This is a genomic window from Pseudomonas sp. SDO52101_S400, from assembly GCF_054071635.1.
Genome location: NZ_JBSVWF010000016.1, coordinates 51,118 through 73,148 on the forward strand (window position 1 = coordinate 51,118; position 22,031 = coordinate 73,148).

A 22,031-nucleotide genomic window follows, 5' to 3' on the forward strand; every position below is an offset into this window, starting at 1 on the left:
TTCATGTCGTGATTCCTCAAATGTCTGGTGTGTCGCTGAAAGTTCAGGGCCTGAAAAAACAAAACCCCCGGTCGGGAGGCCGACCGGGGGTTGAGAATTCTCTGGTAGGCGACCCGTCTAAAGTGGGCGCCGTGTGGGTATCAGGCGCGCCAGTGGCTAAACCAATACCCAAAATAAAAGCTGGCTGGAGCGCAAATGTCGTTCACGCGCGCAGCCGCAACCAAGCGCTGGGCGCTGGTGGCAAGAAGCTGTGCAAGGGCGTTGAACATGATTTGTCTCCGATGTGTGCGCCGAGCTTACTAGAGCCAGATGTGCGTCAGCAATCAGAAAATGCTATTGCAGGCACAGGACGTCCTCTATCGGTTGAGCCTTCGACAAGCTATGACACACTCTGCCGTTTTCAGCGGATCAAGGTTGAGTCACGACGACGCTGGCATCAGAGGTAAGGAGAGTCATGAAGGTTATGGATGTGCAAAAAAGGTTTCATTTGCGACGGGCAATGCCTGACGACCTGTCGTTTACGCGAGAAATCACCTGTCGGAACATGCTGCGCTATTACATCAGCTACGATCTGCTGTGGCAGGACGAAGCTTTCGATATAGCCTGGGCCGGGCGCGAAAACTGGATGATTGAATGTGATGGCAGGCCTGTAGGCTATTTCAGTCTCAGTCGTGATGTCCGCGCGTTGTACATTCGCGAGTTACAGGTCTGCGAGGGATTTCAGGGACAAGGTGCAGGATCCTGGGCGATCGATCAGGTTGTTGCAATGGCGCACCTTGAGCGTCGCCCGGCATTGCGTTTGACTGTATTCAAGAATAATCCGGCGCAAGTCCTGTATCGCAGAAAAGGAATGGTTGTGCAGGGTGAGGACGAGTGTTTCCTGAGGATGCATCTTGAATTCAGTACACGTGTGCTCTGAAACGCACGGCCGGCAAGCCCTGAATGATGAATTGAAACTTTTTATATGTTGCTTGCCGCTAGGTCTGTCTGGCACTTTTTGCTAAGGTGTCCGGCATCCCAATAAGACCAAATCGCGAGGTGTCTGCTTGATTAGGGTGCTAGTGGTCGATGACCATGATCTCGTTCGTACGGGCATTACACGAATGCTGGCCGATATCGATGGCTTGCAAGTGGTTGGCCAGGCCGAGTCCGGGGAAGAATCCCTTATCAAGGCCCGTGAATTGAAGCCCGATGTGGTGCTGATGGACGTCAAGATGCCTGGCATCGGCGGCCTGGAAGCAACGCGCAAACTGTTGCGCAGCCATCCGGACATCAAGGTGGTTGCGGTCACCGTATGCGAAGAAGATCCGTTTCCTACAAGGTTGCTGCAGGCCGGTGCCGCGGGTTACCTGACCAAGGGCGCCGGATTGCCGGAAATGGTACAGGCCATCCGCCTGGTCTTTGCCGGTCAGCGTTACATCAGTCCGCAAATTGCCCAGCAACTGGCGATCAAGTCCTTCCAGCCAACCAATGATTCTCCGTTCGACGCCTTGTCCGAGCGGGAAATCCAGATTGCCTTGATGATTGTCGGATGCCAGAAGGTGCAGATCATTTCCGACAAATTGTGCTTGTCGCCAAAAACCGTAAACACCTACCGTTACCGCATTTTCGAGAAGCTTTCGATCAGCAGTGATGTCGAGCTGACGCTTCTGGCAGTTCGACACGGCATGGTCGATGCCAGCCTCTGATCATGACTGAAACATTCGATTCCAGCGCCTTCCTCTCGACTGTCAGCGGGCGCCCCGGCGTTTACCGCATGTTCGACAGCGATGCGCGGCTGTTGTACGTCGGCAAGGCCAAGAATCTGAAGAAGCGCCTGGCCAGTTACTTTCGAAAAACCGGACTGGCACCCAAAACCGCTGCTCTGGTTGGGCGAATCGCCCAGGTCGAAACGACCATTACCGCCAACGAAACGGAAGCCCTGCTGCTTGAGCAAACGCTGATCAAGGAGTGGAGGCCGCCGTACAACATCCTGTTGCGCGACGACAAGTCTTATCCTTATGTGTTTCTGTCTGACGGACAGTTCCCTCGTCTGAGCATTCATCGTGGTGCCAAGAAGGCCAAAGGCAAGTACTTTGGGCCTTACCCGAGTGCCGGGGCAATCCGCGAAAGCCTCAGTCTTCTGCAAAAGGCATTCTTCGTGCGTCAGTGCGAAGACAGCTACTACAAAAACCGGACGCGTCCGTGTCTGCAGTACCAGATCAAGCGCTGCAAAGCTCCCTGTGTCGGGCTGGTCGAGCCTGAGGTGTACGCCGAAGACGTGCGGCACTCGGTAATGTTCCTCGAGGGCCGTAGCCATGCGCTGACCAACGAACTGTCCGCCGCGATGGAAGAGGCTGCAATCAATCTTGAGTTCGAACGCGCCGCCGAGTTGCGCGACCAGATTGCATTGCTGCGTCGGGTCCAGGATCAGCAGAGCATGGAAGGCGGGACCGGCGACATTGATGTGATCGCTGCCTTCGTCAACCCGGGTGGTGCCTGCGTGCATTTGATCAGTGTGCGGGGAGGGCGGGTTCTGGGTAGCAAGAACTTCTTCCCGCAGGTCGGGATCGAGGAAGACGTGGCCGAAGTCATGGCTGCGTTTCTTGGCCAGTATTTCATCAGCAGCCCTGAGCGGGACTTGCCAAGCGAATTGATCGTTAACGTGGTTCATGAAGATTTCCCCACGCTGATCGAAGCGATCCAGGAGTTACGCGGCCGAGAACTGTCCATCAGTCATCGGGTTCGCGGTACGAGGGCGCGTTGGCAGCAATTGGCCGTGACCAACGCCGAACAGGCGCTGGGCGCAAGGTTGGCCAACCGTCAGCACGTTGCGGCCCGTTTTGAGGCATTGGCCGAAGTGCTGAAGCTGGACGAGCCGCCACAGCGCCTGGAGTGCTACGACATCAGCCATTCCAGCGGCGAGGCGACCGTCGCTTCCTGCGTGGTGTTCGGGCCCGAAGGGGCGATCAAATCTGATTACCGTCGATACAACATCGAAGGCGTGACGGCAGGTGATGACTATGCCGCCATGCACCAGGCCTTGACCCGGCGTTTCAGCAAGCTGAAGGACGGGGAGGGCAAGTTGCCGGACATCCTGTTGGTGGACGGCGGCAAAGGCCAGTTGTCGATGGCGCGTGATGTGCTCAACGAACTGGCTGTACCGGATTTGATCCTGCTGGGCGTGGCAAAAGGTGCGACGCGCAAGGCAGGGTTCGAGACTTTGTATCTGAATGATGCCGCGCACGAATTCACATTGCGCGGCGACTCTCCGGCGTTGCACCTGATTCAGCAGATTCGTGACGAAGCTCACCGCTTTGCAATCACCGGACACCGAGCGCGCCGCGGCAAAACCCGTCGTACGTCAACGCTGGAAGGCGTGGCGGGCGTAGGTCCGACCCGTCGCCGGGACTTGCTGAAACATTTTGGTGGATTGCAGGAGCTGTCTCGTGCAAGCATCGAAGAGATCGCCAAAGCGCCGGGGATCAGTAAAAAGCTAGCAGAGTCGATTTATGCAAACCTGCATAGTGAGTAGAATGCCCATTCACCTCGTAGCCAGTTGTGCCGATGAATATCCCTAATCTGATTACCGTTCTCCGTGTCCTGCTCATCCCGATCTTCATTTTGCTGTTCTATCTGCCTTACCAGTGGAGTTATCTGGCCTCAAGTTCGGTCTTTGCCTTCGCGGCAGCGACGGATTGGCTTGATGGCTATCTGGCGCGACGCCTGGAGCAAAGCACTCCGTTTGGAGCGTTTCTGGATCCTGTCGCTGACAAACTGATGGTTGCTGTTGCGCTGGTGTTGCTGGTACAGGAGCATGGCAATCTTTGGCTCACGCTGCCGGCGGCCGTTATCATCGGTCGCGAGATCGTCGTTTCGGCGTTGCGTGAGTGGATGGCCGAACTCGGCGCTCGAGCGCATGTGGCTGTATCAAATCTGGGCAAATGGAAAACCGCTGCGCAAATGCTTGCACTGGTGATTCTCCTGGCCAACCCCAAGGTCTTCAGCTTCTGGGTTTTCATCGGCTATGCGTTGCTGATGGTGTCTGCAGGCCTGACCTTGTGGTCGATGGTTCAATACCTTCGGGCTGCCTGGCCGCATCTGAAGACCGATGTTGAAAAGAAATAAAACTTTTTTGAATCAAAGGGTTGACGGCGCTTCTGAATTCTATAGAATGCGCCACACCAAGCGGGAATAGCTCAGTTGGTAGAGCACGACCTTGCCAAGGTCGGGGTCGCGAGTTCGAGTCTCGTTTCCCGCTCCAAGTTTGTACAGCATCTGTTGTTGAGCTACTGACAACAAATGTTTTGAGGCCGAGTAGCAAAATGGTTATGCAGCGGATTGCAAATCCGCCTACGCCGGTTCGATTCCGACCTCGGCCTCCACTCTTAAAAACCCCGTAGATCAATGATCTACGGGGTTTTTTCTTGCCTGCGAGAAAGTGGGAATGCCTCTTTAATCGCAGGGCAAGCATATCTAAGGGCCTGTCCATGGCCCGTGCGTTGACGCTCTAAGAAAAAGCATCAACGCCTTAAAATTCAGCGGTCAGAGTCGGCAGGTTTTCATTTTTGCCTGATCATGCACTTATCTGAAAAACCACTTTTTCTTGACGCTTTGCTGCTTGTCTTTGCTGACTCTGGCAGCGATAGGCGCGGAGTGCCCCAGCGGCCAGTAAATGCCGTGCTTTGTCTCAGGGTCGAGATAGACCTTTATTTCGTCAAAGCCAGCCTTCTTCAGCTCTTCAATGACCGACCACTCAGAGAATCTTCTCATCTCAATGGTTGTGCCTGGACCGCCGTGATAGACGAGGTCGTGAAAGTACTGGATGTCGCCGTTCTCCTTGACGTTCCTCAAGTGCGGACCGTTTTCATTTTCGGTGATGGTCCATTCGTGCAGGTCTGGAAAGTTCTCGGTCGTGATTACGCCGCGTTCACCGGGGTGGAAGTACGGGACGGTGAATACAAAGACGCCACCTGGCTTGAGGAGGCGTCGGGCATTTTCAAAGGCCCGACTTACGGGAGATGCAACGTGCTCGAAAACGTCACTCGAGACGATAAAGTCGAGTGTCCCAGCCATGGCCGGGTCGATGTTGGTGATGTCGACCCTCGGTTCCTGGTGGTAGTAGGTATTTTTGTAGGCAATGCGATGTGCGAGGCGACTGACGTAGCCATCCCAGCAGCTCATGCCGATACCACAAATGTCAGGGCGCGGCGGAGATATTTCGGATATTGCAAGGCTGTTGCCAAAAAGCTCGGTCGTCAGGACTTGTACGATCGAGCGCATTCTCACGGTGGACCCGCAGCTGCTGCAGGAAGCTTCTTCGCGGGTCAGTCTGGAGATTTCGATAGTGTTGCTGGAGTCGCAAATATTGCAGGTGAACGTAGTCATGCTCTCATCTTCAAAATTCATGCTTTCTCTCCGTGTCAAAGCCTATTGAGATGAAATTGTATTTTTTCTATTGGAGCCGTTTACGCCTTGTTCTTAAAAGGCATTGCGATACCTGTCACCTCGCATGGGCTGGCGCGGATACTACCAAACACTCGCTAAAAAACCGGTTTTTTGCTTCTGGAAAAAACGATCGGCGGCGGAGGGCAGGGGTGTAGTCGCTGGGGCGTGCTGGCAGAGGCCTCTTGAGTGCGAGCTCGAGCTTCCGGCTGCCATTGGCCAATGACGGTCGTCATCAAAGTCGCTTGGCTGACAGGTCTATAAAAATCAGTAGCTTGCACAAAAGAAATAGTGCTAACCTATTGAAAGTCTTGGATTTATAGAAGGATTGAAATTTGAGTTTGCGACGGATAGACGCAAACCTGAGAGCCCACTATAAGCAAGCGTCATAGATCCATGATTTATGGATTTATTTTTTGGCATCGCAGTGAAAGATTTCGTCCTGGAATCAGTCTTTGCCAACTTGCTTCGCGGGGGAGTGATGTATATATTTCCCCCTCTGCTGAACGGGGCACCAATTTGTCAGGATTGGGCGCTGGCAGCAAAGCAACGCAACACCGCGCTACCGCCCGAATGGCGAAACTGGTAGACGCATGGGACTTAAAATCCCCCGCTCGTAAGGGCGTGCCGGTTCGATTCCGGCTTCGGGCACCATCTAAAATCAAGGGTTTGCGAGCGAAAGCTGATGCAAGCCCTTGTTTGTTTCCGGGCCGCAATTTTGACAGTGGTCCGCAATTCACTTCGTAGGCATGACTCTTTTGCCTTTGCGATTTCGAATGTACTGCTCGGTCATCACGACGGTGGTATGCCCAAGTTGATCCTTGGCCTGCATGATATCGCCACTCGATTCCGCCTTGTCGGTGCCGGCCTTGGCGCGCAGATCGCGCATTTGGAACTCGGCCTTTTCAACTCCAGCGGCCTCTCGGGCCATATCAAACCTCCTCCGCAACATCGCCTCCGTCATCGGAGTGCCATCCTCTGTCACGATCAGCCGCGTCGAGCGGACTTTGTGCCCAGCTTTCCGGGCCATGATTCGATCAATCAAAACCTTCAGCTCGCCAATGACCTCGATTCGCCGTTTGGCTTTCGTTTTCCCCTGCACAACCCAGATCTGGCCATCCCGGACGTCCCGTTCGTCCATCATTCGGGTGCCCAAACCACTCCTGACAGTCCATCAGGAAGCGCCGGTTGTCTTCGTGTTCGTTGGCCAAAATGCATTGATGATTTGCACGTCGTGTGTTGCGCCGTACTGGGCTAGTGCGAGCTTGGTAGCCACTGCCGAAGCAGCACCGCAGCTGAATTGGCAGACGATCCTGTTATTCATCGCCACGGCCCCTTGTAGATGAGGTAGGCCATGTAGAGCGGGGCGAAGATCATGGCGTCACCTCCCGGCGTGCCCACCAGCAGACTGGGCCGTCGTCAGTGTCGTGTATGGCGAGGCAGAACCAGTCTTTCCCGTCAGGGCGTGCCGGGTCCCAGAAGCTGCAATTCGGATCGTGGGATTCGAAGTAGCGGTCGGCAATTGCTGGTTCCGCGAACTCCAGGCTGACCATGCTAACTTGAAGGCCTTGCTCGGCGATCCAGGCCTTACATTTGTCGCCGTCACCCTCGTCGAAGTCGGGCATTTATGGGTGCTGGTACATCCCGTTTTCATCGCGCACAACCGGCGCCGGCTGAATCAGTTTTATCGTTTCCATGGGCGAGCTCGTCCTTGCCGCTATAGCGGCTGACTTTGAAGGGGAAGGGAGTTGCGGGTGTTTTGAATTTATGCCGAGTGCGCATCGGCCGATACTTGAGGTATCGACGCTCCAGTCAGATAATTTTTGTTAAGGCGAACAAAGGATAAATATGGAGCAAGAAAACCGCGCTCTGAGTGCTCTCAAGCGTTTTCGTTACTTGATCCTGAGTGTTATGGTCATCGCGTCCATTGTGAGCGCTTTTTGGCGTTTTACGGGGGAGTGGAGTCAGTTTTGGACATGTATTGCGGCGCAAGCGTGGTTTACACAGGCCGTCTTCGCTTACCTACGAGGCGGATGGGTAGCTATTGGTCCCGGTGGTCTACCGAAAGATGCGAGCCCTGTAGGTAGGGCGGTATTGGCTGCAGTGGCGCTGGGCCTTTACTTACTGATGTTCTGTTACGAAGCGCATGAGCCCGACTCAATTTATGAAAGACGCGCCTCGGACTGGACCATGCCTACTCGCGAGGAGATTGGCAGATCTTCCGATCAGAAATGATTGATGCAGCCAAATGCTGCTGTTCCTGCCGCAGCGCTTCCTGAACGGCCTCGACAACGCGCTGTAGGTACATGAATTCGTGGTTTTCCTCGATGGCCTTGTCGCCGACGGGGTAGTGCCATTCATCACCGAAAAGCTCGGTCAACAGCTTGCTGTGATGCCAGCATTCGTTTGGCGACTCGACGCTACGCAGAACCTCGATGTCGTGCCAAAGCTCGCGAGCTTCGCCCTTGCTCAGGTCATCCAGCTCCCAGTCGTCACGGCCGGTCTGTTGCCGGCGGCGCTGGACAATGCACTTTTTCGCAAATGCGTGAAGCGCGTTCCCGCTGAACCGTGTGCTGCTGATCCCGCGATCCAGGCAGTTCAGAATGTAGTGCCAATCACAATCCGCCACGAACTCGGCCACCGTGCGAGGCCCCATGCCGCCCCAGTAGGCGTTCCAGCTTCTGTCCCAGCAGTTGATCGTTATCTTGCCCTGGGCGGTCTGGTGGTTCGGATCGGATTCAGTTGGGCAGTTTCGACGACCGAAGTCCTCGAGGAACACGGTGATAGGGTCCAGGTTCGGCGCGCCGGTGATCACCAGCTTCGTGACGGTCGAGCGCTCAACCTGCAGCGGCTCGGCCGGTTTGTTTTCTGTGGGCATGGGGCGTCCTATGCCGGGGGCATGCCCGGGCGGTGGAGGGTGGCTTTTGAAAATTCGAATAATGCAGACAGGCTGTGGCGCTCATCAATTGCGGACGAACGGTCCAGCACAACTAGTTGCAGTGGTGCTTGATGGCTTGAGCTTTGAGGGGCAGGATATGGCTAAGTTAGTTGGAAGTTGTTGCAGTTACCGAAAAACTCATTTAGGAGTTGAAGATGCCAGTCGACTATGAGCGAGCTGCAGAAAACGCAAGAAAACACTTCGACTCATTGACTGCTGAAGAACGTCGCAAATGGCAGGCGGAGATCGATCAGGAGCATCACTCACAGCATGCTGACTTCAAGCATGGGTACGAGCGAGGCAAGTGCTACCTCTGTGGAAAGGATTTTAAAACATTAAGCAGGGATGAGCCTTGTTTACACTGGCTGTTGAGAATGGGAAAGTTTAAACCAAAAGATATAAAATTAATTGGTGAAAAGTATGGATATGTGCAAATCGCTGCCTATCTACGGTGGTGTGCGAATCAAGAAAAGCCTCTTGCAAACATCAATGATCTTGAAGAGGAAGCACCAGAAGGGAAGTTTCTGAGCTCAACCATTCGCTGGAAAAATATCGAGTGGACGTTTGATTGTTCGGCAAACGATCTTGCGGGGCACGGCGGGAGCCATTCGAGTTTTCCTCACTACCATTTTCAAATGAGAATCGAAGGTCGTCAATTTATTAATTTCAACGATTACCACTTGCCGTTTAGTGATGTGGATTTGCTATCTTTCCGTCTTCGAAATGAGCCGGGGTTTAATTTTGACTTCGGTGTGCATGGTGCTGGAATGTCTGACGCTATGAAAATAGACCCTGAGCTTATTATTGAAAATACGGTTGTTTCTGAAACGGAAGAGAGCGCCGGATTTGGTTTCTCTACCATGATCATGTCTGATGCTGGAACTATCAGTGGCGATGATATTTATAAAATGATTCAGGAAAGCAAGCGCACAGGAAAATCAATTGCGAGCCTTTCTCGAAAACTCTACGAAAATGACAAAAGCGTGAGTATCGAAACAATCGTATCTCCATCTGATAGCGTTCCGGAGATCACGGCACGAACAGAAATGAAGCGTCGATAACGGGCTGGCGTGATTCGTATAAGTGGGGTATTTGTGTTCGGCCCGGCATGGGGCCGGAACAAGGAGTGAGCTTTGAAAAAATCAATCATCGACCAGACGTGGCACAAGATCGCTGATCTCGATTCACAGGGCCGTGCGGCAGCAGCGACTAAACTCGAGCAAGTTGTTGAGCTTGCTCGTAGGATCGGCCAAACCGAAGGTGGTGAGGTCGCAAACAACGTCTTGGAGCATGGACTTATTGAGGTTGCCCTACTTCGGAGTCGGCAAATTCAAGACCGTGAGCTTGGACTCGACTATGACGACCTGCAGATTTACTACCGCTATGCCACCAACGCGATGAAGAACGCGGAAAAAGTGATCGATAACGAATTGGCGCACCTGGATCTTTAACCGGGTCGTACGATTTCTTCGTCAGGTTCTGGCGGATCGTCGGCCAGCGATTTCATGCCGGCTGCCCTAATGATGCGCGACACCTTTTCAGTAACAACAAAAGGTGTCGTGACACACTTCAACATCTGGGCCTGGGTTTCGAAGTTGGCGGCGATCAGGTTGCGCAGCAGGGTCTGGTAAATCTCCTGCTGGTTGTTGAAGCCGTGGGCGGCCATGACCCGCTTGAGGTCTGGCTTGAACACGCCGGCCACCTCAACCGTAAACTTCTCGACGCCCAATGCAGCGTCCTTCGCCGCTGCCTTCTCGCGCTTCTTGCGCTGCTTGATGGCTTCCGCCGTCAGCTGCGGCTCGACCGGCGCAAGTTCCTGTTCTTCGGCCATGGCCTACCTCTTCAATTCCGCTGGCCGGCAAGTCCAGCCAGGTCTGTCGGCGGCGCGGATGCGCCCGGTTAATGGTTCGTTTCAGTGAGTAACTGAAAAGTTGATGCTCCTTTTGCAGAGGAGGCCGTATCGGTCGATTCGGGCGTGGCACGGAAACTGGCGGACGAATGCTCAGTTTTGGCTCACTGATGCAACGAGCCAAACACCGTTCTCGTTACCGATGATGGCAATTTGACTCTGAATGGGTTATTTAGGTCTCTATAAAACACACGAAAAACATGGAGTGGAAAAGTGGGCTGGTTTGAGCTTAATACCGAAAGTCTTGATTATAAAAATTTGATCGACGTATCACGGTCGGGAGTAACCATTCAGGAAGGAATATCTTCGTTCGCGGACGTCAGTTGGTGGGTCTATGCGTTCTCTCTCGTCGCGACAGTTTGCCTAGGAGGATTCCTTTTTTTAAGAGCAAGCCGACTAGACGATAAAATGGCCAGTTATTGTCGGGTGGCGATTGTGCTATCCGTCGTGCTTTGTATTTATGGAAGCTATTTGTGTATGTTGTTGTGGAATGTGCCTTTCGCAGAATTCGCGGAAAAAATTCGTAAAGGTGTCTTTGGTGATAGTTTAGGTACGCTAAACGCGCTTTTTTCTGGACTGGCTTTTTCCGGCGTTTTAATTACTTTGCTTTTTCAAAGAAAAGACTTGTCTGAAACGCGTACCCAAATCGCTAATCAACAAGTTGAATCTCAGTTCTACAGCATGTTGGCGCAGCAGCAAGAGATAGTCAGGGGGTTCGACCTACAAAATAGAAAATCCAACGAGGTGATTTCTCGTGGGCGCGATTGTTTTAGAGAGTGGGCTGATAGTCTGGTAAATTTGTACGCTGAAATAGCTTCGAGCTCAAGATTTACCTCAGCTGTCGTAACTAGTAGCGATGCGGTTCATGAGCATGAGCATGAGCATGAGCATGAGCATGAGGATAAGGATAAGGATAAGGATGAGGATGAGGATGAGGATGAGGATGAGCATGTTCGGCTATTGATGGCTCGCGCATTATTCTCAGCGTCGAGTACGGATGAAGCTCATAGTGCAGCATATTCTCTAATATTCGAAATCTATAGAGCGGATTTAAGTCTTTATTATCGCAGTCTTTATTCCGTTTTCCGTTTTATCGAAAACTCTAACTACAAAGATAAGAGTAACTTTGGGTTGGTGGTTCGGTCGCTCATTTCAGATTACGAGTTAGTATTTATGTTTTACAACTGTCTCACTGAGCGCGGTGAGAAATTTAAGCGCTATGTCTACAGGTTTGCGCTATTTGATAATTTAGATCCTGGTCTGCTTCTTAATAAGGAGCATGTGAACTTTTTTACCTATGAAGCATATGGTAGCAATAGGGTTATAATCGAGAGTCTGAAAGTTGGTCCACCCGCAAAAGGTTGATACTCTTCGTGTGGCTAGGTCTTTTCTTTCGTAAGGCAACGCGGAGATATCTTTTGAGTGGATGACCGGGGTTTCCTTCCAAGATTTTCCGTCGCGCAGTTACAAATAGTGGCGCTTGACGACATCGGTCCAGCGCTCCACTTGGCAGCCGACCTCGAGCGAGGTCTCGACCGGCTTGAGGTACTCCGCGCCGCGGTCGTCTCGACACATGGCGGCGATGTAGATCGTTCATCGGTAGGAGAAATCGAAGATCGCATTGGCGATCGCCAGACTGCGGATCTGCCGGCAGCTCTTCCAGTTCGCCATGATCTGGCTGCCGCTGGGGTCGATGTTCACTATCGCGACGTGGTTGGTGCGCAGCAGTGCTCGGCAGCTGCGTTCAGCCCGGGCGAAACCGTTGTTGGGTTTGCGTTTTGACTTCATATCGAGTCCGCCATTTTGCGCAGCGCCTTGCGGTCAGCGGCCGATATCGGCTTCGGGCGCCGCTTGAGTACCGTTTCAGGGTCTACCCAGTCCCGCCGCGCAGGTCTGGGCTTTATGCGGGTTGCTGGCAGCTCTTTGAAGGTGCTGCCGGGCCGCGCCCAGAAGTCGGCCATCGCAGCGGCGATTTCATCCGACTCAGTTTGCTTTGCTCGAACTGCGTTGAGGTTGAGGCTGATCATGCTGTCCTCACTTGATCCGGATCGAGCTTTCGCCGCGCTCAAGGTGAGCCCAGACCGGTTCCGGTATCAGTTCATGTTCCGCGTCTTCGCCGGCTTCGATGCGCTTGCGCACAGCGTTGTTGTGATCGCGGATTTCCTTGAGCCGGGCTGTGATCACCTTTTTGTCGGGTGTGATCACACTCTTCACTGAGACAAACTCGTCGGGCACGGCTTGTTCGTTATCGACGATGACCTTCTCGGGCGAGAGTGCGAGCGTTATGGTGAACAGCGGTCGTCTGATCGACTTGATGTCTGCGGCCTCCATATTTCGACGAAGATAATCGCTGAGTTGCCCAACAGTGTTTTTCTTGATGCGCTTGAGCTCGTTCAGACGGTCGACCTCCTTGTCGATGGCGTCGATGTCACCTTCAATGTTCCGGCGCAGCATGACGACGTTGTCGGCCTTCACTTCGAACTCACCCTTGATGCCGTCCATGGTGTCTTGAATAGCCTGGCGTAGCCGTTCGTCGTCGGTGTCAGCAAGCGCTGCGAGTTCGGCCATCTGCGCATTCAGTTTGTAGAGGTCAGTCATGCAGCACCTTCCATAGCGTCTTCAAGGTCTGCCTTGCGGGCATCCTTGGCGCGGGTGAATTTGAGTTTGTGGGCTGCGCAATCTGGATCAGTTTTGCGCAAGTCCAGCTTGCGCATCGCCGACTTGTAGAGCTGTTCCAGCTCATTGAGCGACTGCGCGGTGTCAATCAGATGAAGTGTTTCTGAGAGCTATTCGCGGTACTCGGCTGCCAGACGCTCCTTCGCTTCGATCTTGTCCTCGGCGCGCTCGATTTCGGCTTCACCCAGACGTTCGTTGACGTAGTGAATGTCGTCATACAGACCCAGGCGAACGTCGGCGGAGAAGCCAAGCTGACTTAGGCACTTGCCGATCGTGTCGGTAAGGGATTTCTTCGGAGCATCAAAGTCAGTGCTGATGCTTCCGAATTTGTTCTGAGTGATGAAAGGCGTGTGTCCGTAGTAAGGTGCCTTGGCCTCGATGTTCACCTTGGATAAAGCGCTTCATGGGCGATCCCTGCGATGAAATCCTCAGAAATCATAGCAAGGGTTCGCGAAGGAGTTTTTACACACTCTGGGCCGATAGCGGCCATTCAGGCGTCATCAACACGGCTAGGGTCATCTCGATGAACTCCTCATTCCGATCGATTGCGGCCAGTGACTCGCGAACGTTTTCAGCGACGTCGGCAGATCCGCGCTGCTCCACCCAGAGTGTGAGTTCCATGATGGCGGCCTCGAGGGCGAGTTGGTTTTCGTTGATTTTGAAGAGCAGGGAAGGGAGCAGATCAGAGTTGGACATGGCGGTTTCCTCCGTGGACGAAACCAGAGTAGCAGGGGAAGTTTTCGGTCGGCAGAACGCCGGGGAGGGAGTATGCAAAATCGGCATGATGCTATTGGATCGATCACAGTTTTCTAAGCATTAGCGGCGCCGATTTCAGTAAAAAAATCCGGGCCGCAATCATTTTTTTGTATCTGTAAACATTGGGCCAGATGGGTGTGGATCAGCTGGAATTGCGGCCCGGAAAACAGGCTCAAAGCCGCAGCCTGCCTGATTCTGACGTAGGACTTAAAATCCCCCGCTCGTAAGGGCGTGCCGGTTCGATTCCGGCTTCGGGCACCATGAATATCAAGGGCTTGCATGAGATATCTCATGCGAGCCCTTATTTTTTCCGCAATCAAAAAAACTTTTCCACAATTTTTCTGTGCATGCTGGTCGTCATCGGCTGCCCGGATTCGATTGCTACCCGACGTGTCGATCTGATTTTGTGTGCAGCTTTTCGCGCCATGATTGGCTCGATTACGACCTTGAGCTCACCAACGAGCTCGATCCTTCGTTCAACTTTCCAAGTAAAAATGGTGCACAGCACGGATAACCATCACGTATGTGTTGGTTGTAGTCGGTGCCTATGGACACAGCAGCCATCAATCCACTGAAATCTTGAAAGGATTCATTAAAAGCAGAAGACAAAGAGGGCTGAAGAATATGCGCTGACCATTGGCAACCAAGGATAGGTTTATGACGATGAGTTCAGATACTCAATGGAGTGTTTAGCTTGGGCGATGCCGAGCTCTCTTGCCAGGCTGGCACCATTTTTTGCCGCAAGAATCTCGGCCATGACACTTACGGCGATTTCCGCTGGCGTTTTACTGCCGATGTAAATGCCAATCGGCCCACGCAGACGCTGAAGTGATTCATGGGTCTCACCAAAATGCTCTATCAGGCGTTCGCGGCGCAGCTGGCTGTTGCGCCGCGAACCGATGGCGCCGATGTAGAACGCCGGGCCGTGGAGGGCTTCGAGCAAGGCCAGATCATCGAGTTTGGGGTCATGGCTCAACGCGACGATGCAGGTGCGCAGATCCACCGCGAAGTCCCGGACCACGTCGTCCGGCATGCCGACAATGCGCTCCACACCGTCTACCGCCCAGGTCTCGATGTACTCGGGACGCGGATCGCACACCGCCACCTTGAACCCGTTGAACAACGCCATGGTGGCCAGATACTCGGCCAGCGCGCCGGCCCCGATCATCAGCATCCGATAGCCCGGCCCCAGGGTGTTGAGCATCTGCGCGCCATCGAAGCTGAATTGTTCCGGCGTCGCTGTCGGTTCGAGCATGACCTGACCGGACTCCAACGCCAGGCGACGACGAACCAGTTGCCCGGCGTCCAGTTGCACCAGCAACGCGTCGAGTGACCGCCACGCCGGGTTGAACTCAAGAATCAGCTCAAGCGTGCCACCGCAGGGCAAGCCGAAGCGATGCGCCTCATCGGCGCTGACGCCATAGCGCACCACTTGCGGTGTACTGTGGCTAAAAGCGCTGCCGCCATGGGCCGTGGTGTAGCAATGGATCAGGTCGTCCTCGATGCAGCCGCCAGACACGCTGCCCACCACGCGACCGTCATCACGCAAGGCCATCATCGACCCCGTCGGGCGCGGCGAAGAACCCCAGGTGCGCGCCACCGTGGCGAGCAATACACGCTCGCCGGCGGCAAGCCAGTCGCGCGCCGTGCGCAGGACCAGCAAGTCGATGCTTTCCATCAATCGCTCCTCTAGCGCATCTGCAGGATGATCGGACTGCTGCTGGCCGGATCGGTGTGTTCACGCAGTTTGCCAACCGTCTGCGCATCAACGGCGCTGGCCTGGTTGCCCCAGGTACTGCGCATGAACGTCAGCACTTCGGCGATCTGCTGATCCGACAGCTGCTCACGGAAGGCCGGCATGCGATAGGCATCCGGTACGCCGGCCGCCACCACACGTTGCGAACCATTGAGGGTGATGTTGATCGCCGAAGCGCTTTCCTTGGCCAATGCCGAAGTCGCGCCCGCGAGCGGCGGCATCCATTGCGATTGACCCTTGCCGTCCAGGCCGTGACACGAAGCGCAGCGCGTCACGTAGGTATGTGCACCGGGCGAGTCCAAGCGTACAGCTGCCGATATCGCTTGATACTGCCAAGGCGCACCATCCCGTGTGCGATCCCCGGGTAGCGATTTCAGGTAGTGGGCAATCGCGGTCAGATCGTCATCGCTCATGAACTGCGTGGAGTTGTTGAACGCCTCGGTCATCGAGCCATAGACCACCGCGTGCATGTTGCGCCCGGTCTTGAGGAACTGCACGATCTCCTGCTCACTCCAGCGGCCCAGACCGGTATTGTGGTCGTCGCGCAGGCTCGGCGCGTACCAGCCATCGAGCAGGGCGCCGGACAGGTATGGCTTGCCAGACTCATCCAGTGCCTTCTCGTTGAACGCCAGGCCGCGCGGCGTATGGCAACTGCCACAGTGCCCGGCGCCTTGAACGAGGTAAGCGCCGCGGTTCCACCGCTCATCCTGCGACGGTTTAGCCGCATACGGTTCGGCATCGACAAACACGCCGTTCCACAGCGCAATCGGCCAGCGCAGGTTCAGCGGAAACGGAATCGCACTCGGGATGTTCGCCTGTTTCACCGGTGCCACGCCTTTCATGAAGAACGCATACAGCGCTCGAACATCTTCATCACTGAGCTTGGCGTAGGACGGGTAGGGCATCGCCGGATACAGACGGCGACTGTCGGGCGCCACGCCGTGACGCACGGCACGGTCGAAGTCCGCCAGGCTGTAGTGGCCAATACCGGTTTCCGTGTCCGGGGTGATATTGGTCGCATGGATCGAGCCCAGCGGCGTGGCCATTTCCAGGCCACCGGCGAATGGCGCGCCGCCCGGCACGCTGTGACACGCCACGCAATCGCTGAGCCTGGCGACGTATTCGCCCCGTGCGACCAGCCCCGGGTCGATATCGGCCACGGCAATCTGATGGTTTTCAAGGCGCGAGACGGGCTCGCGGGTGACATACCAGGCCAGCAGGCCTGCCGCGACCAGGCACGGCACGGCAAGCCAGCCAGCGGTTCTTGCGAATCGGCTGTTGTTCATAAACGCTCCGGCGCTGATCAGGTGAAAGTGTGTCGGCTCAGGGGCAGGCTGCGTACCCGTTGCCCGGTCAGCGTTGCCACCGCATTGACGACGGCGGGCGCAACGGCCGGCAACGGCGGTTCACCGATGCCACCCATTTTTTCCCTGCTCTCGACCACACGCACATGAACCCGGGCCATCCGCGCAGGCGGCAGGATCGGATACAAGTCGTAGTTGCGCGCCCGGGGTTTGCCATCAATCCACACGGCTTCTTCCACCAGTGTTTGCGACAGTCCCAACGCTACGGCGCCATTGACCTGAGCCTCGACAATCGCCGGATTGACGATGCTGCCCGGATCAATCGCTTGCCAGATGTCATGCACCTTGACCTGGCCGTTCTCGATGGACACCTCGGCGATTACCGCCGTCTCCGTACCGAACGGCGAAGCCATGGCCACGCCGCGCGCACGTCGGCTGCCATCTTCGGCGGTAAACGGGCCGCGTTTCCAGCCGCCCGACAGCTCACCCACCGCTTGCAGCAGGGTGGTCAAACGCTTGTTGTCGCGCAGCAAATGCAGGCGCAGGTCGAACGGGTCTTTGCCGCCCTTGTCAGCCAGCTCATCGAGGAACGATTCATAGAAGAAGTCGTTCAGAGAGTTGCCCACCGAGCGCCAGTAGCCGAGCATCGCCGGACCTTTGACGTAGATCTGCGCGATGCGTTTGTTGGGGATCGCGTAGGACTTGCCCGACAAGCCTTCAAGCGCAGTTGGGTCAAGTTTTTCGCCCTGCTTGCCGGCAAGTGCCTCGGTCGGGCCTTCGGTGGCACTGATCGCTTCGATTGCCAGCGGCCAGCCGTCGGTGTCCAGTGCGGCACGGAAATTCACTGCGGCAACCGGGCGGAGCACGTCGCGCAGGAACTCTTCTTCGCGACTCCAGATCAGTTTGACCGGGCGGCCCACCGCTTTGGAAAGCGCAATTGCCTGAGGATAGGGACTGGCCGAGTCGTAGAGAAAATGCCGGCCAAAGAAGCCCCCCAGCAGCGGCGAATGCAAGGTGATGCGCGACGGATCCAGCCCCGTGCGTTTGGCGATGTCGGCACGGAACATGTCCGGCGCCTGGTTCGGCAGCCAGACTTCCAGCGAGCCGTCCGGATTGAACCGGGCCAGTGCTGAAGGCGGCTCCAGCTGTCCGTGGTTCAGGTATTGGTTGTGGTAAGTGGCGTCGATCCGGGTCTTGGCTTCCTTGAGAATCGAAGCCACGTCGCCTTCATGTTCATCATCTTTGGCGGGGCTTTTATCTTCAGCGAGGCGCTTGAACCAGGCATCGCTGGAAAAGTCGGCGGGCATCGGTCGCACTTTGCTGTCGGCCGTAGGCTCTTGCCAGTCAACCTGGATCGCCTCGACAGCACGTTTGGCGTGCCACCAACGCTCGGCGACCACCGCCACAGCGCCTGGCAGACGGTGCACGGAATGCACGCCTTTCATCGCCTTGACCTGGTCTTCGTTGCGCAGGTTGCCGACCGTCATCCCCAGGCGCGGAGCATGTTGAACGGCGGCGTGGAGCATGTCGTCGACCTTCAGATCGATGCTGTACAGCGCCTTGCCCGTGGACTTGTCGTAGGCATCGAGGCGCTTCACCGGTTTGCCGATCCAGCGGAACTGGCTCGGATCACGCAGCTTCACCGAGGCCGGATCGGGAACCGGCAGATCCATCGCGCGCTCGGCCAGTTCACCATAGGCCAGCGAGCGGTTCGACTTGGCGTGGACGACTTTGCCAGGCTCGGTGCTCAACTCGCTCACCGGCACGCCCAGTTGCTGCGCGCCGGCCTGCAACAGCATGGCGCGGGCGAGGGCGCCGAGGCGACGCATGACCGGGTAACTCATGCGCACCGACATACTGCCGCCGGTGATGCGCATGCCGTTTTCCATCACCACATAGGCTTCGCCGGGCGGGGCGGCTTCGACGAGGAAGGTCGCCGGGTCGGCATCCAGTTCTTCACCGACGATCTGCGCCATTGCGGTGAACGTCCCTTGTCCGCCTTCCATGAACGGGCAGAGCAGGCGCACGCGGTTGTCCGGGCGGATCTCGAGGAACGCCGGGACCTGCGTGCCGCGTTCGGCCGTCGCAGAAGCGGCAGCTTGTACGCGCGTCGTACCCAGTGGCAGACCGAAGCCGAGGACCAGTGCGCCGACGGCGGTACCGGTCAGAAAACGTCTGCGCGAAACATTGATCGGCTCATGCAGATTCAGTGCTGAGGCTTGCAGTGAAGGGTCGATACGAACGTTCATCACGCTTCTCCCTTGCCGGCAAGCTCATGCACGGCGGCATGAATGGCGTTGTAGGTACCGCAGCGGCACAGATTGACCATCGCCGCCTCGATCTGCGCATCACTTGGTTTGGGGTTCTGTTTGAGCAGGGCGGTGGCAGCCATCACCTGCCCGGACTGACAGTAGCCACACTGGGCGACCTGCAGATCGACCCAGGTCGAGACCACCCTTTTGCCCACTTCATCGGCTTCGATGGCCTCAATGGTGGTGACCTCGCGGCCAACTACACCGGCCACCGGCGTGACGCACGAACGCACCACGTTGCCGTCCACCAGCACCGAGCAGGCGCCGCATTGCGCCAGTCCGCAGCCGTATTTGGTGCCGGTCATGCCCAAATCATCACGGATCACCCATAGCAAGGGTGTATCGGCGTCGGCATCGACCTGGTAGGTCTTCTGGTTGATTCGTAGTTCCATGATTCACCCGCTTGATCATCGGTTGACGTGCATTGTTATGAGCGATGACTCGCGGCGAGGCGCATCACCGGTTTTCGTTCAATTCGCGACTGTTTCGAGCGCTTCTGCCTCTAATGGCTGCCCGCGCAAAAGGGCAATGTCACGACTCGGCGCGGTGCCGAACAGCCGGCCATATTCGCGGCTGAACTGCGAAGGACTTTCATAGCCGACCGCAAACGCCGCCCGCGACACGTCCAGGCGCTCGATCAGCATCAGCCGCCGCGCTTCGTTCAGCCGCAGCCATTTCTGGTACTGCAGCGGACTCATGCCGGTGAGCTGGCGGAAATGATGGTGAAAGGTCGGAGCGCTCATCTGCACCCGTGCGGCCAGATCGTCGATGCGCAGGGCATCGGTGTAGTTGACCTTGAGCCAGTCGATGGCCTTGGCGATGCGATAACCCTGGCCATCGACGGCCGTGATCTGCCGCAGCCGTGGACCTTGGTCGGTGTGGAGCAGCCGATAGTGGATTTCCCGCAGAATCAGCGGCGCCAGGACCGGGATCGCCTCGGGTTCATCGAGCAATGCCAGCAGACGATCAAGCGCGTCCTCCAGAGCTGACGACAGGCTACCAATCGCAGCGCCCGTACCCGTTGATGGCTGGCGTTTTGCGGGCAAGCCACTCTTGGTGATGACCTCGGCGAGCATGCTGACATCCAGTTTCAGAACGAGGCCGACACAGGGCTGTTCTGGACTGGCGAGCATCACTTCGGAGTTGGCGGGCAGATCCAGCGACGTGACCAGAAACCGCGAAGGGTCATAGCTGTAACCCTCACCACCGACCCACAAACGCTTTTCGCCGCGACCCACGAGAATCAGGCTGGGCTCGATCATGCACACAACGGGGGGCGCCGGCTGGTCGCGACGAAACAGCGTCAGGCCGGGTATGGCCGTGGCGAAGTCACCCGGTATCCGCGCACGCGGGTCGATGTGCAGTGCCAAAGGCGATTCCAGGGGCAGGGGGGTAGGGATCATGTCGGGTCACTCCTGTTGACCGAACTCTAATCCGCGCGCGAGACGTTTCCTATCCATCGCCCTGCATCGCCAGAGGATCAGGCAAGCATTCAAGAGGAATGCGCTAGGGAAGCAGCGGATTGACCGGGAGAATGTGTCTATCTGTTACAGGGGCAGTGCCTGGACGGGCGACAAACTGCTTGCCCCTGCGCATCACCCCCCTGCGTTTTTCGCACCACAGGTAGATCCCATGACGTTACGTTCTACAGATCCTTCTAAAAGAACAGGCGGCTGGAGCGCCGTGCTGGCCATGTCGCTGGCCGCATTCGCCCTGGTCGCTTCAGAGTTCATGCCCGTCAGCTTGCTGACGCCCATCGCGTCAGATCTGCACATCACCGAGGGCCAGGCCGGGCAGGGGATTTCCGTATCCGGTGCCTTTGCATTGATCACCAGTTTGTTGATTGCCTCGGTCGCTGCTCGCATCGAACGCAAGAGGCTTCTGCTGGGTCTGACCTTGCTGATGATCGTCTCCGGAACGGTTGTCGCGCTCGCCCCGGGCTACCCGTCATTCATGTTTGGGCGTGCCTTGATCGGGATTGCGATCGGTGGTTTCTGGTCGCTGTCGGCGGCGACGGCGATGCGCCTGGTGCAACCTGATCAGGTTTCCCGTGCGCTGGCCATCGTCAACGGCGGCAACGCTTTAGCCACGGTCATTGCCGCTCCGGCAGGGAGCTTTCTTGGCTCGCTGATCGGCTGGCGCGGCGCATTCTTTTGTGTGGTTCCGGTCACGGTGCTTGCCGCCGTGTGGCTGCTGGTGAGCCTTCCGTCTTTCAAGGCCGAGCGTCAGGCAGGTAGCGGCAATGTCCTGCGACTGATGAAGCAGTTGCCAGTGGCCTTGGGCATGGTCGCCGTCAGCGTATTCTTCATGGGCCAGTTCATGCTGTTCACCTACCTGCGGCCATTTCTTGAGGGCGTGACGGGCGTCAGTGTCTCAACTTTGTCGCTCATGCTGCTGGGGTTGGGACTGGCAGGGTTTATCGGCACCTTTCTGATCGAACGGTTTATGGGTCGCGGCCTCTACCGCACGCTGACAGCCATTCCGCTGATCATGGCAGCCATCGCGCTGGCATTAGTCAGCTTCGGTAAATCACCGCTGCTGACCGCCGTGTTGCTCGGACTCTGGGGACTGGTTGCCACAGCCGCGCCGGTCGGCTGGTGGACATGGCTGGCGCAAACGCTTCCGGATGATGCGGAAGCGGGAGGCGGCTTGCTCGTCGCGATTGTCCAACTGGCAATCGCCGGCGTCGCAATCATTGGCGGTCTGGCGTTTGATCTGAGCGGTTACAAAGCCACCTTCGAGTTGAGTGCCGCTGTCCTGGTCGCCGCGTCTGTGCTGGCCTGTCTGGCCGGGCGCAATGCCGAGGAAGTTCTTCCTGTCGTGTCGAACGCGACAGCCTGACGAGGTCACATTCAACCCGTTTCGCCTTACGGCTCAAGCATCAAACTGCGCCAAACGATAACGGGCGGTTCAACCCGCGCAACGTCCGGTTGAAGCGCTTGCTGTTCCTCTGGCG

General features: G+C 56.3%; 22 protein-coding genes, 4 tRNA genes and 2 pseudogenes. 12 read left to right on the plus strand and 16 right to left on the minus strand.

All coding sequences use genetic code 11. The features are described 5' to 3' along the window. Positions 1 to 140: 140 nt before the first annotated feature. Positions 141 to 269 carry a hypothetical protein gene (locus ACW9HX_RS10460; RefSeq protein ID WP_457380534.1) on the minus strand — a complete coding sequence of 43 codons (129 nt, stop codon included), beginning with the start codon at positions 267 to 269 and terminating at the stop codon, positions 141 to 143. A gap of 185 nt (positions 270 to 454) precedes the next feature. Between ACW9HX_RS10460 and ACW9HX_RS10465 the strand changes: the two genes are divergently transcribed. The 6 genes from ACW9HX_RS10465 (at position 455) to ACW9HX_RS10490 (ending at position 4,364) form a co-directional block, all read left to right on the plus strand. After that, entirely contained in the window at positions 455 to 919 is a 465-nt protein-coding gene (locus ACW9HX_RS10465) for a GNAT family N-acetyltransferase (protein ID WP_457380535.1), read from the plus strand. 127 nt (positions 920 to 1,046) lie between these two features. Further along, the gene (gacA, locus tag ACW9HX_RS10470; protein ID WP_032829778.1) at positions 1,047 to 1,688 is read left to right on the plus strand and encodes a response regulator transcription factor GacA; all 642 of its coding nucleotides are present in this window, start codon (positions 1,047 to 1,049) and stop codon (positions 1,686 to 1,688) included. A 2-nt stretch (positions 1,689 to 1,690) separates the two neighbouring features. After that, complete coding sequence (uvrC, locus tag ACW9HX_RS10475; RefSeq protein WP_457380536.1) at positions 1,691 to 3,514, plus strand: excinuclease ABC subunit UvrC; 1,824 nt, start codon at positions 1,691 to 1,693, stop codon at positions 3,512 to 3,514. Positions 3,515 to 3,546: 32 nt separating this feature from the next. Next, positions 3,547 to 4,107: a CDP-diacylglycerol--glycerol-3-phosphate 3-phosphatidyltransferase gene (gene pgsA / locus ACW9HX_RS10480; RefSeq protein ID WP_085603312.1), complete on the plus strand. Its 561-nt coding sequence runs from the start codon at positions 3,547 to 3,549 to the stop codon at positions 4,105 to 4,107. A 60-nt stretch (positions 4,108 to 4,167) separates the two neighbouring features. After that, a tRNA-Gly gene (locus ACW9HX_RS10485) sits at positions 4,168 to 4,243 on the plus strand. A 47-nt stretch (positions 4,244 to 4,290) separates the two neighbouring features. Further along, a tRNA-Cys gene (locus tag ACW9HX_RS10490) sits at positions 4,291 to 4,364 on the plus strand. Between the two features lie 199 nt (positions 4,365 to 4,563). On the opposite strand, the gene ACW9HX_RS10495 is transcribed toward ACW9HX_RS10490, so the two are convergent. After that, positions 4,564 to 5,388 carry a class I SAM-dependent methyltransferase gene (locus ACW9HX_RS10495; RefSeq protein WP_457380537.1) on the minus strand — a complete coding sequence of 275 codons (825 nt, stop codon included), beginning with the start codon at positions 5,386 to 5,388 and terminating at the stop codon, positions 4,564 to 4,566. A gap of 603 nt (positions 5,389 to 5,991) precedes the next feature. On the opposite strand from ACW9HX_RS10495, the gene ACW9HX_RS10500 reads away from it, so the two are divergent. Beyond that, a tRNA-Leu gene (locus ACW9HX_RS10500) sits at positions 5,992 to 6,078 on the plus strand. Between the two features lie 82 nt (positions 6,079 to 6,160). Here the strand turns inward: ACW9HX_RS10500 and ACW9HX_RS10505 are convergent. The 3 genes and pseudogenes from ACW9HX_RS10505 to ACW9HX_RS10515 form a co-directional block, all read right to left on the minus strand. After that, positions 6,161 to 6,574 (minus strand): annotated as a pseudogene (locus tag ACW9HX_RS10505) (tyrosine-type recombinase/integrase); the annotation flags it as partial. A gap of 223 nt (positions 6,575 to 6,797) precedes the next feature. After that, positions 6,798 to 7,121 (minus strand): annotated as a pseudogene (locus ACW9HX_RS10510) (hypothetical protein). A gap of 497 nt (positions 7,122 to 7,618) precedes the next feature. Further along, positions 7,619 to 8,302: a hypothetical protein gene (locus ACW9HX_RS10515; RefSeq protein ID WP_457380538.1), complete on the minus strand. Its 684-nt coding sequence runs from the start codon at positions 8,300 to 8,302 to the stop codon at positions 7,619 to 7,621. Positions 8,303 to 8,517: 215 nt separating this feature from the next. Between ACW9HX_RS10515 and ACW9HX_RS10520 the strand changes: the two genes are divergently transcribed. Together ACW9HX_RS10520 and ACW9HX_RS10525 are read left to right on the plus strand one after the other, a co-directional pair. Then, on the plus strand, positions 8,518 to 9,423 hold the full coding sequence (locus tag ACW9HX_RS10520; protein ID WP_457380539.1) for a hypothetical protein: 906 nt from the start codon (positions 8,518 to 8,520) through the stop codon (positions 9,421 to 9,423). A 72-nt stretch (positions 9,424 to 9,495) separates the two neighbouring features. Continuing rightward, positions 9,496 to 9,813, plus strand: a complete 318-nt coding sequence (locus tag ACW9HX_RS10525) for a hypothetical protein (protein WP_457380540.1) — start codon at positions 9,496 to 9,498, stop codon at positions 9,811 to 9,813. Here ACW9HX_RS10525 and ACW9HX_RS10530 read toward each other — a convergent pair. After that, on the minus strand, positions 9,810 to 10,193 hold the full coding sequence (locus ACW9HX_RS10530; RefSeq protein WP_457380541.1) for a hypothetical protein: 384 nt from the start codon (positions 10,191 to 10,193) through the stop codon (positions 9,810 to 9,812). The genes ACW9HX_RS10525 and ACW9HX_RS10530 overlap by 4 nt on opposite strands. Positions 10,194 to 10,484: 291 nt before the next feature. Here ACW9HX_RS10530 and ACW9HX_RS10535 point away from each other — a divergent pair, with 291 nt between their 5' ends. Then, positions 10,485 to 11,636: a putative phage abortive infection protein gene (locus ACW9HX_RS10535; protein ID WP_457380542.1), complete on the plus strand. Its 1,152-nt coding sequence runs from the start codon at positions 10,485 to 10,487 to the stop codon at positions 11,634 to 11,636. Positions 11,637 to 11,864: 228 nt separating this feature from the next. Here the strand turns inward: ACW9HX_RS10535 and ACW9HX_RS10540 are convergent, their stop codons facing one another. The 5 genes from ACW9HX_RS10540 to ACW9HX_RS10560 all read right to left on the minus strand — a co-directional run bounded on the left by ACW9HX_RS10540 (position 11,865) and on the right by ACW9HX_RS10560 (position 13,643). Continuing rightward, on the minus strand, positions 11,865 to 12,059 hold the full coding sequence (locus tag ACW9HX_RS10540; RefSeq protein ID WP_457380543.1) for a hypothetical protein: 195 nt from the start codon (positions 12,057 to 12,059) through the stop codon (positions 11,865 to 11,867). Beyond that, positions 12,056 to 12,298 carry a hypothetical protein gene (locus ACW9HX_RS10545; protein ID WP_457380544.1) on the minus strand — a complete coding sequence of 81 codons (243 nt, stop codon included), beginning with the start codon at positions 12,296 to 12,298 and terminating at the stop codon, positions 12,056 to 12,058. The genes ACW9HX_RS10540 and ACW9HX_RS10545 overlap by 4 nt, the downstream gene beginning before the upstream one ends. A gap of 7 nt (positions 12,299 to 12,305) precedes the next feature. Further along, a complete protein-coding gene (locus ACW9HX_RS10550; protein ID WP_457380545.1) occupies positions 12,306 to 12,869 on the minus strand; it encodes a siphovirus Gp157 family protein in 564 nt (187 codons plus the stop codon). Positions 12,870 to 13,057: 188 nt separating this feature from the next. After that, positions 13,058 to 13,333: a hypothetical protein gene (locus ACW9HX_RS10555; RefSeq protein WP_457380546.1), complete on the minus strand. Its 276-nt coding sequence runs from the start codon at positions 13,331 to 13,333 to the stop codon at positions 13,058 to 13,060. Positions 13,334 to 13,409: 76 nt separating this feature from the next. Continuing rightward, the gene (locus tag ACW9HX_RS10560) at positions 13,410 to 13,643 is read right to left on the minus strand and encodes a hypothetical protein (RefSeq protein ID WP_457380547.1); all 234 of its coding nucleotides are present in this window, start codon (positions 13,641 to 13,643) and stop codon (positions 13,410 to 13,412) included. A gap of 217 nt (positions 13,644 to 13,860) precedes the next feature. Between ACW9HX_RS10560 and ACW9HX_RS10565 the strand changes: the two genes are divergently transcribed. After that, positions 13,861 to 13,964: transfer RNA gene (locus ACW9HX_RS10565), tRNA-OTHER, on the plus strand. A gap of 394 nt (positions 13,965 to 14,358) precedes the next feature. Here ACW9HX_RS10565 and ACW9HX_RS10570 read toward each other — a convergent pair. The 5 genes from ACW9HX_RS10570 to ACW9HX_RS10590 form a co-directional block, all read right to left on the minus strand. Next, positions 14,359 to 15,381 (minus strand): XdhC family protein, encoded by a 1,023-nt coding sequence (locus ACW9HX_RS10570; protein WP_457380548.1) that lies wholly within the window; start codon positions 15,379 to 15,381, stop codon positions 14,359 to 14,361. A gap of 11 nt (positions 15,382 to 15,392) precedes the next feature. After that, on the minus strand, positions 15,393 to 16,745 hold the full coding sequence (locus ACW9HX_RS10575; protein ID WP_457380549.1) for a c-type cytochrome: 1,353 nt from the start codon (positions 16,743 to 16,745) through the stop codon (positions 15,393 to 15,395). Between the two features lie 17 nt (positions 16,746 to 16,762). Continuing rightward, a complete protein-coding gene (locus ACW9HX_RS10580) occupies positions 16,763 to 19,012 on the minus strand; it encodes a molybdopterin cofactor-binding domain-containing protein (protein WP_457380550.1) in 2,250 nt (749 codons plus the stop codon). Next, positions 19,012 to 19,467: a (2Fe-2S)-binding protein gene (locus ACW9HX_RS10585; RefSeq protein ID WP_205890821.1), complete on the minus strand. Its 456-nt coding sequence runs from the start codon at positions 19,465 to 19,467 to the stop codon at positions 19,012 to 19,014. Before ACW9HX_RS10585 ends, ACW9HX_RS10580 begins: the two co-directional genes overlap by 1 nt. Positions 19,468 to 19,545: 78 nt before the next feature. Further along, a complete protein-coding gene (locus tag ACW9HX_RS10590) occupies positions 19,546 to 20,478 on the minus strand; it encodes an AraC family transcriptional regulator N-terminal domain-containing protein (protein WP_457380551.1) in 933 nt (310 codons plus the stop codon). A gap of 229 nt (positions 20,479 to 20,707) precedes the next feature. On the opposite strand from ACW9HX_RS10590, the gene ACW9HX_RS10595 reads away from it, so the two are divergent. Then, positions 20,708 to 21,916 (plus strand): MFS transporter, encoded by a 1,209-nt coding sequence (locus tag ACW9HX_RS10595; protein WP_457380552.1) that lies wholly within the window; start codon positions 20,708 to 20,710, stop codon positions 21,914 to 21,916. The last annotated feature ends 115 nt before the right edge of the window (positions 21,917 to 22,031 follow it).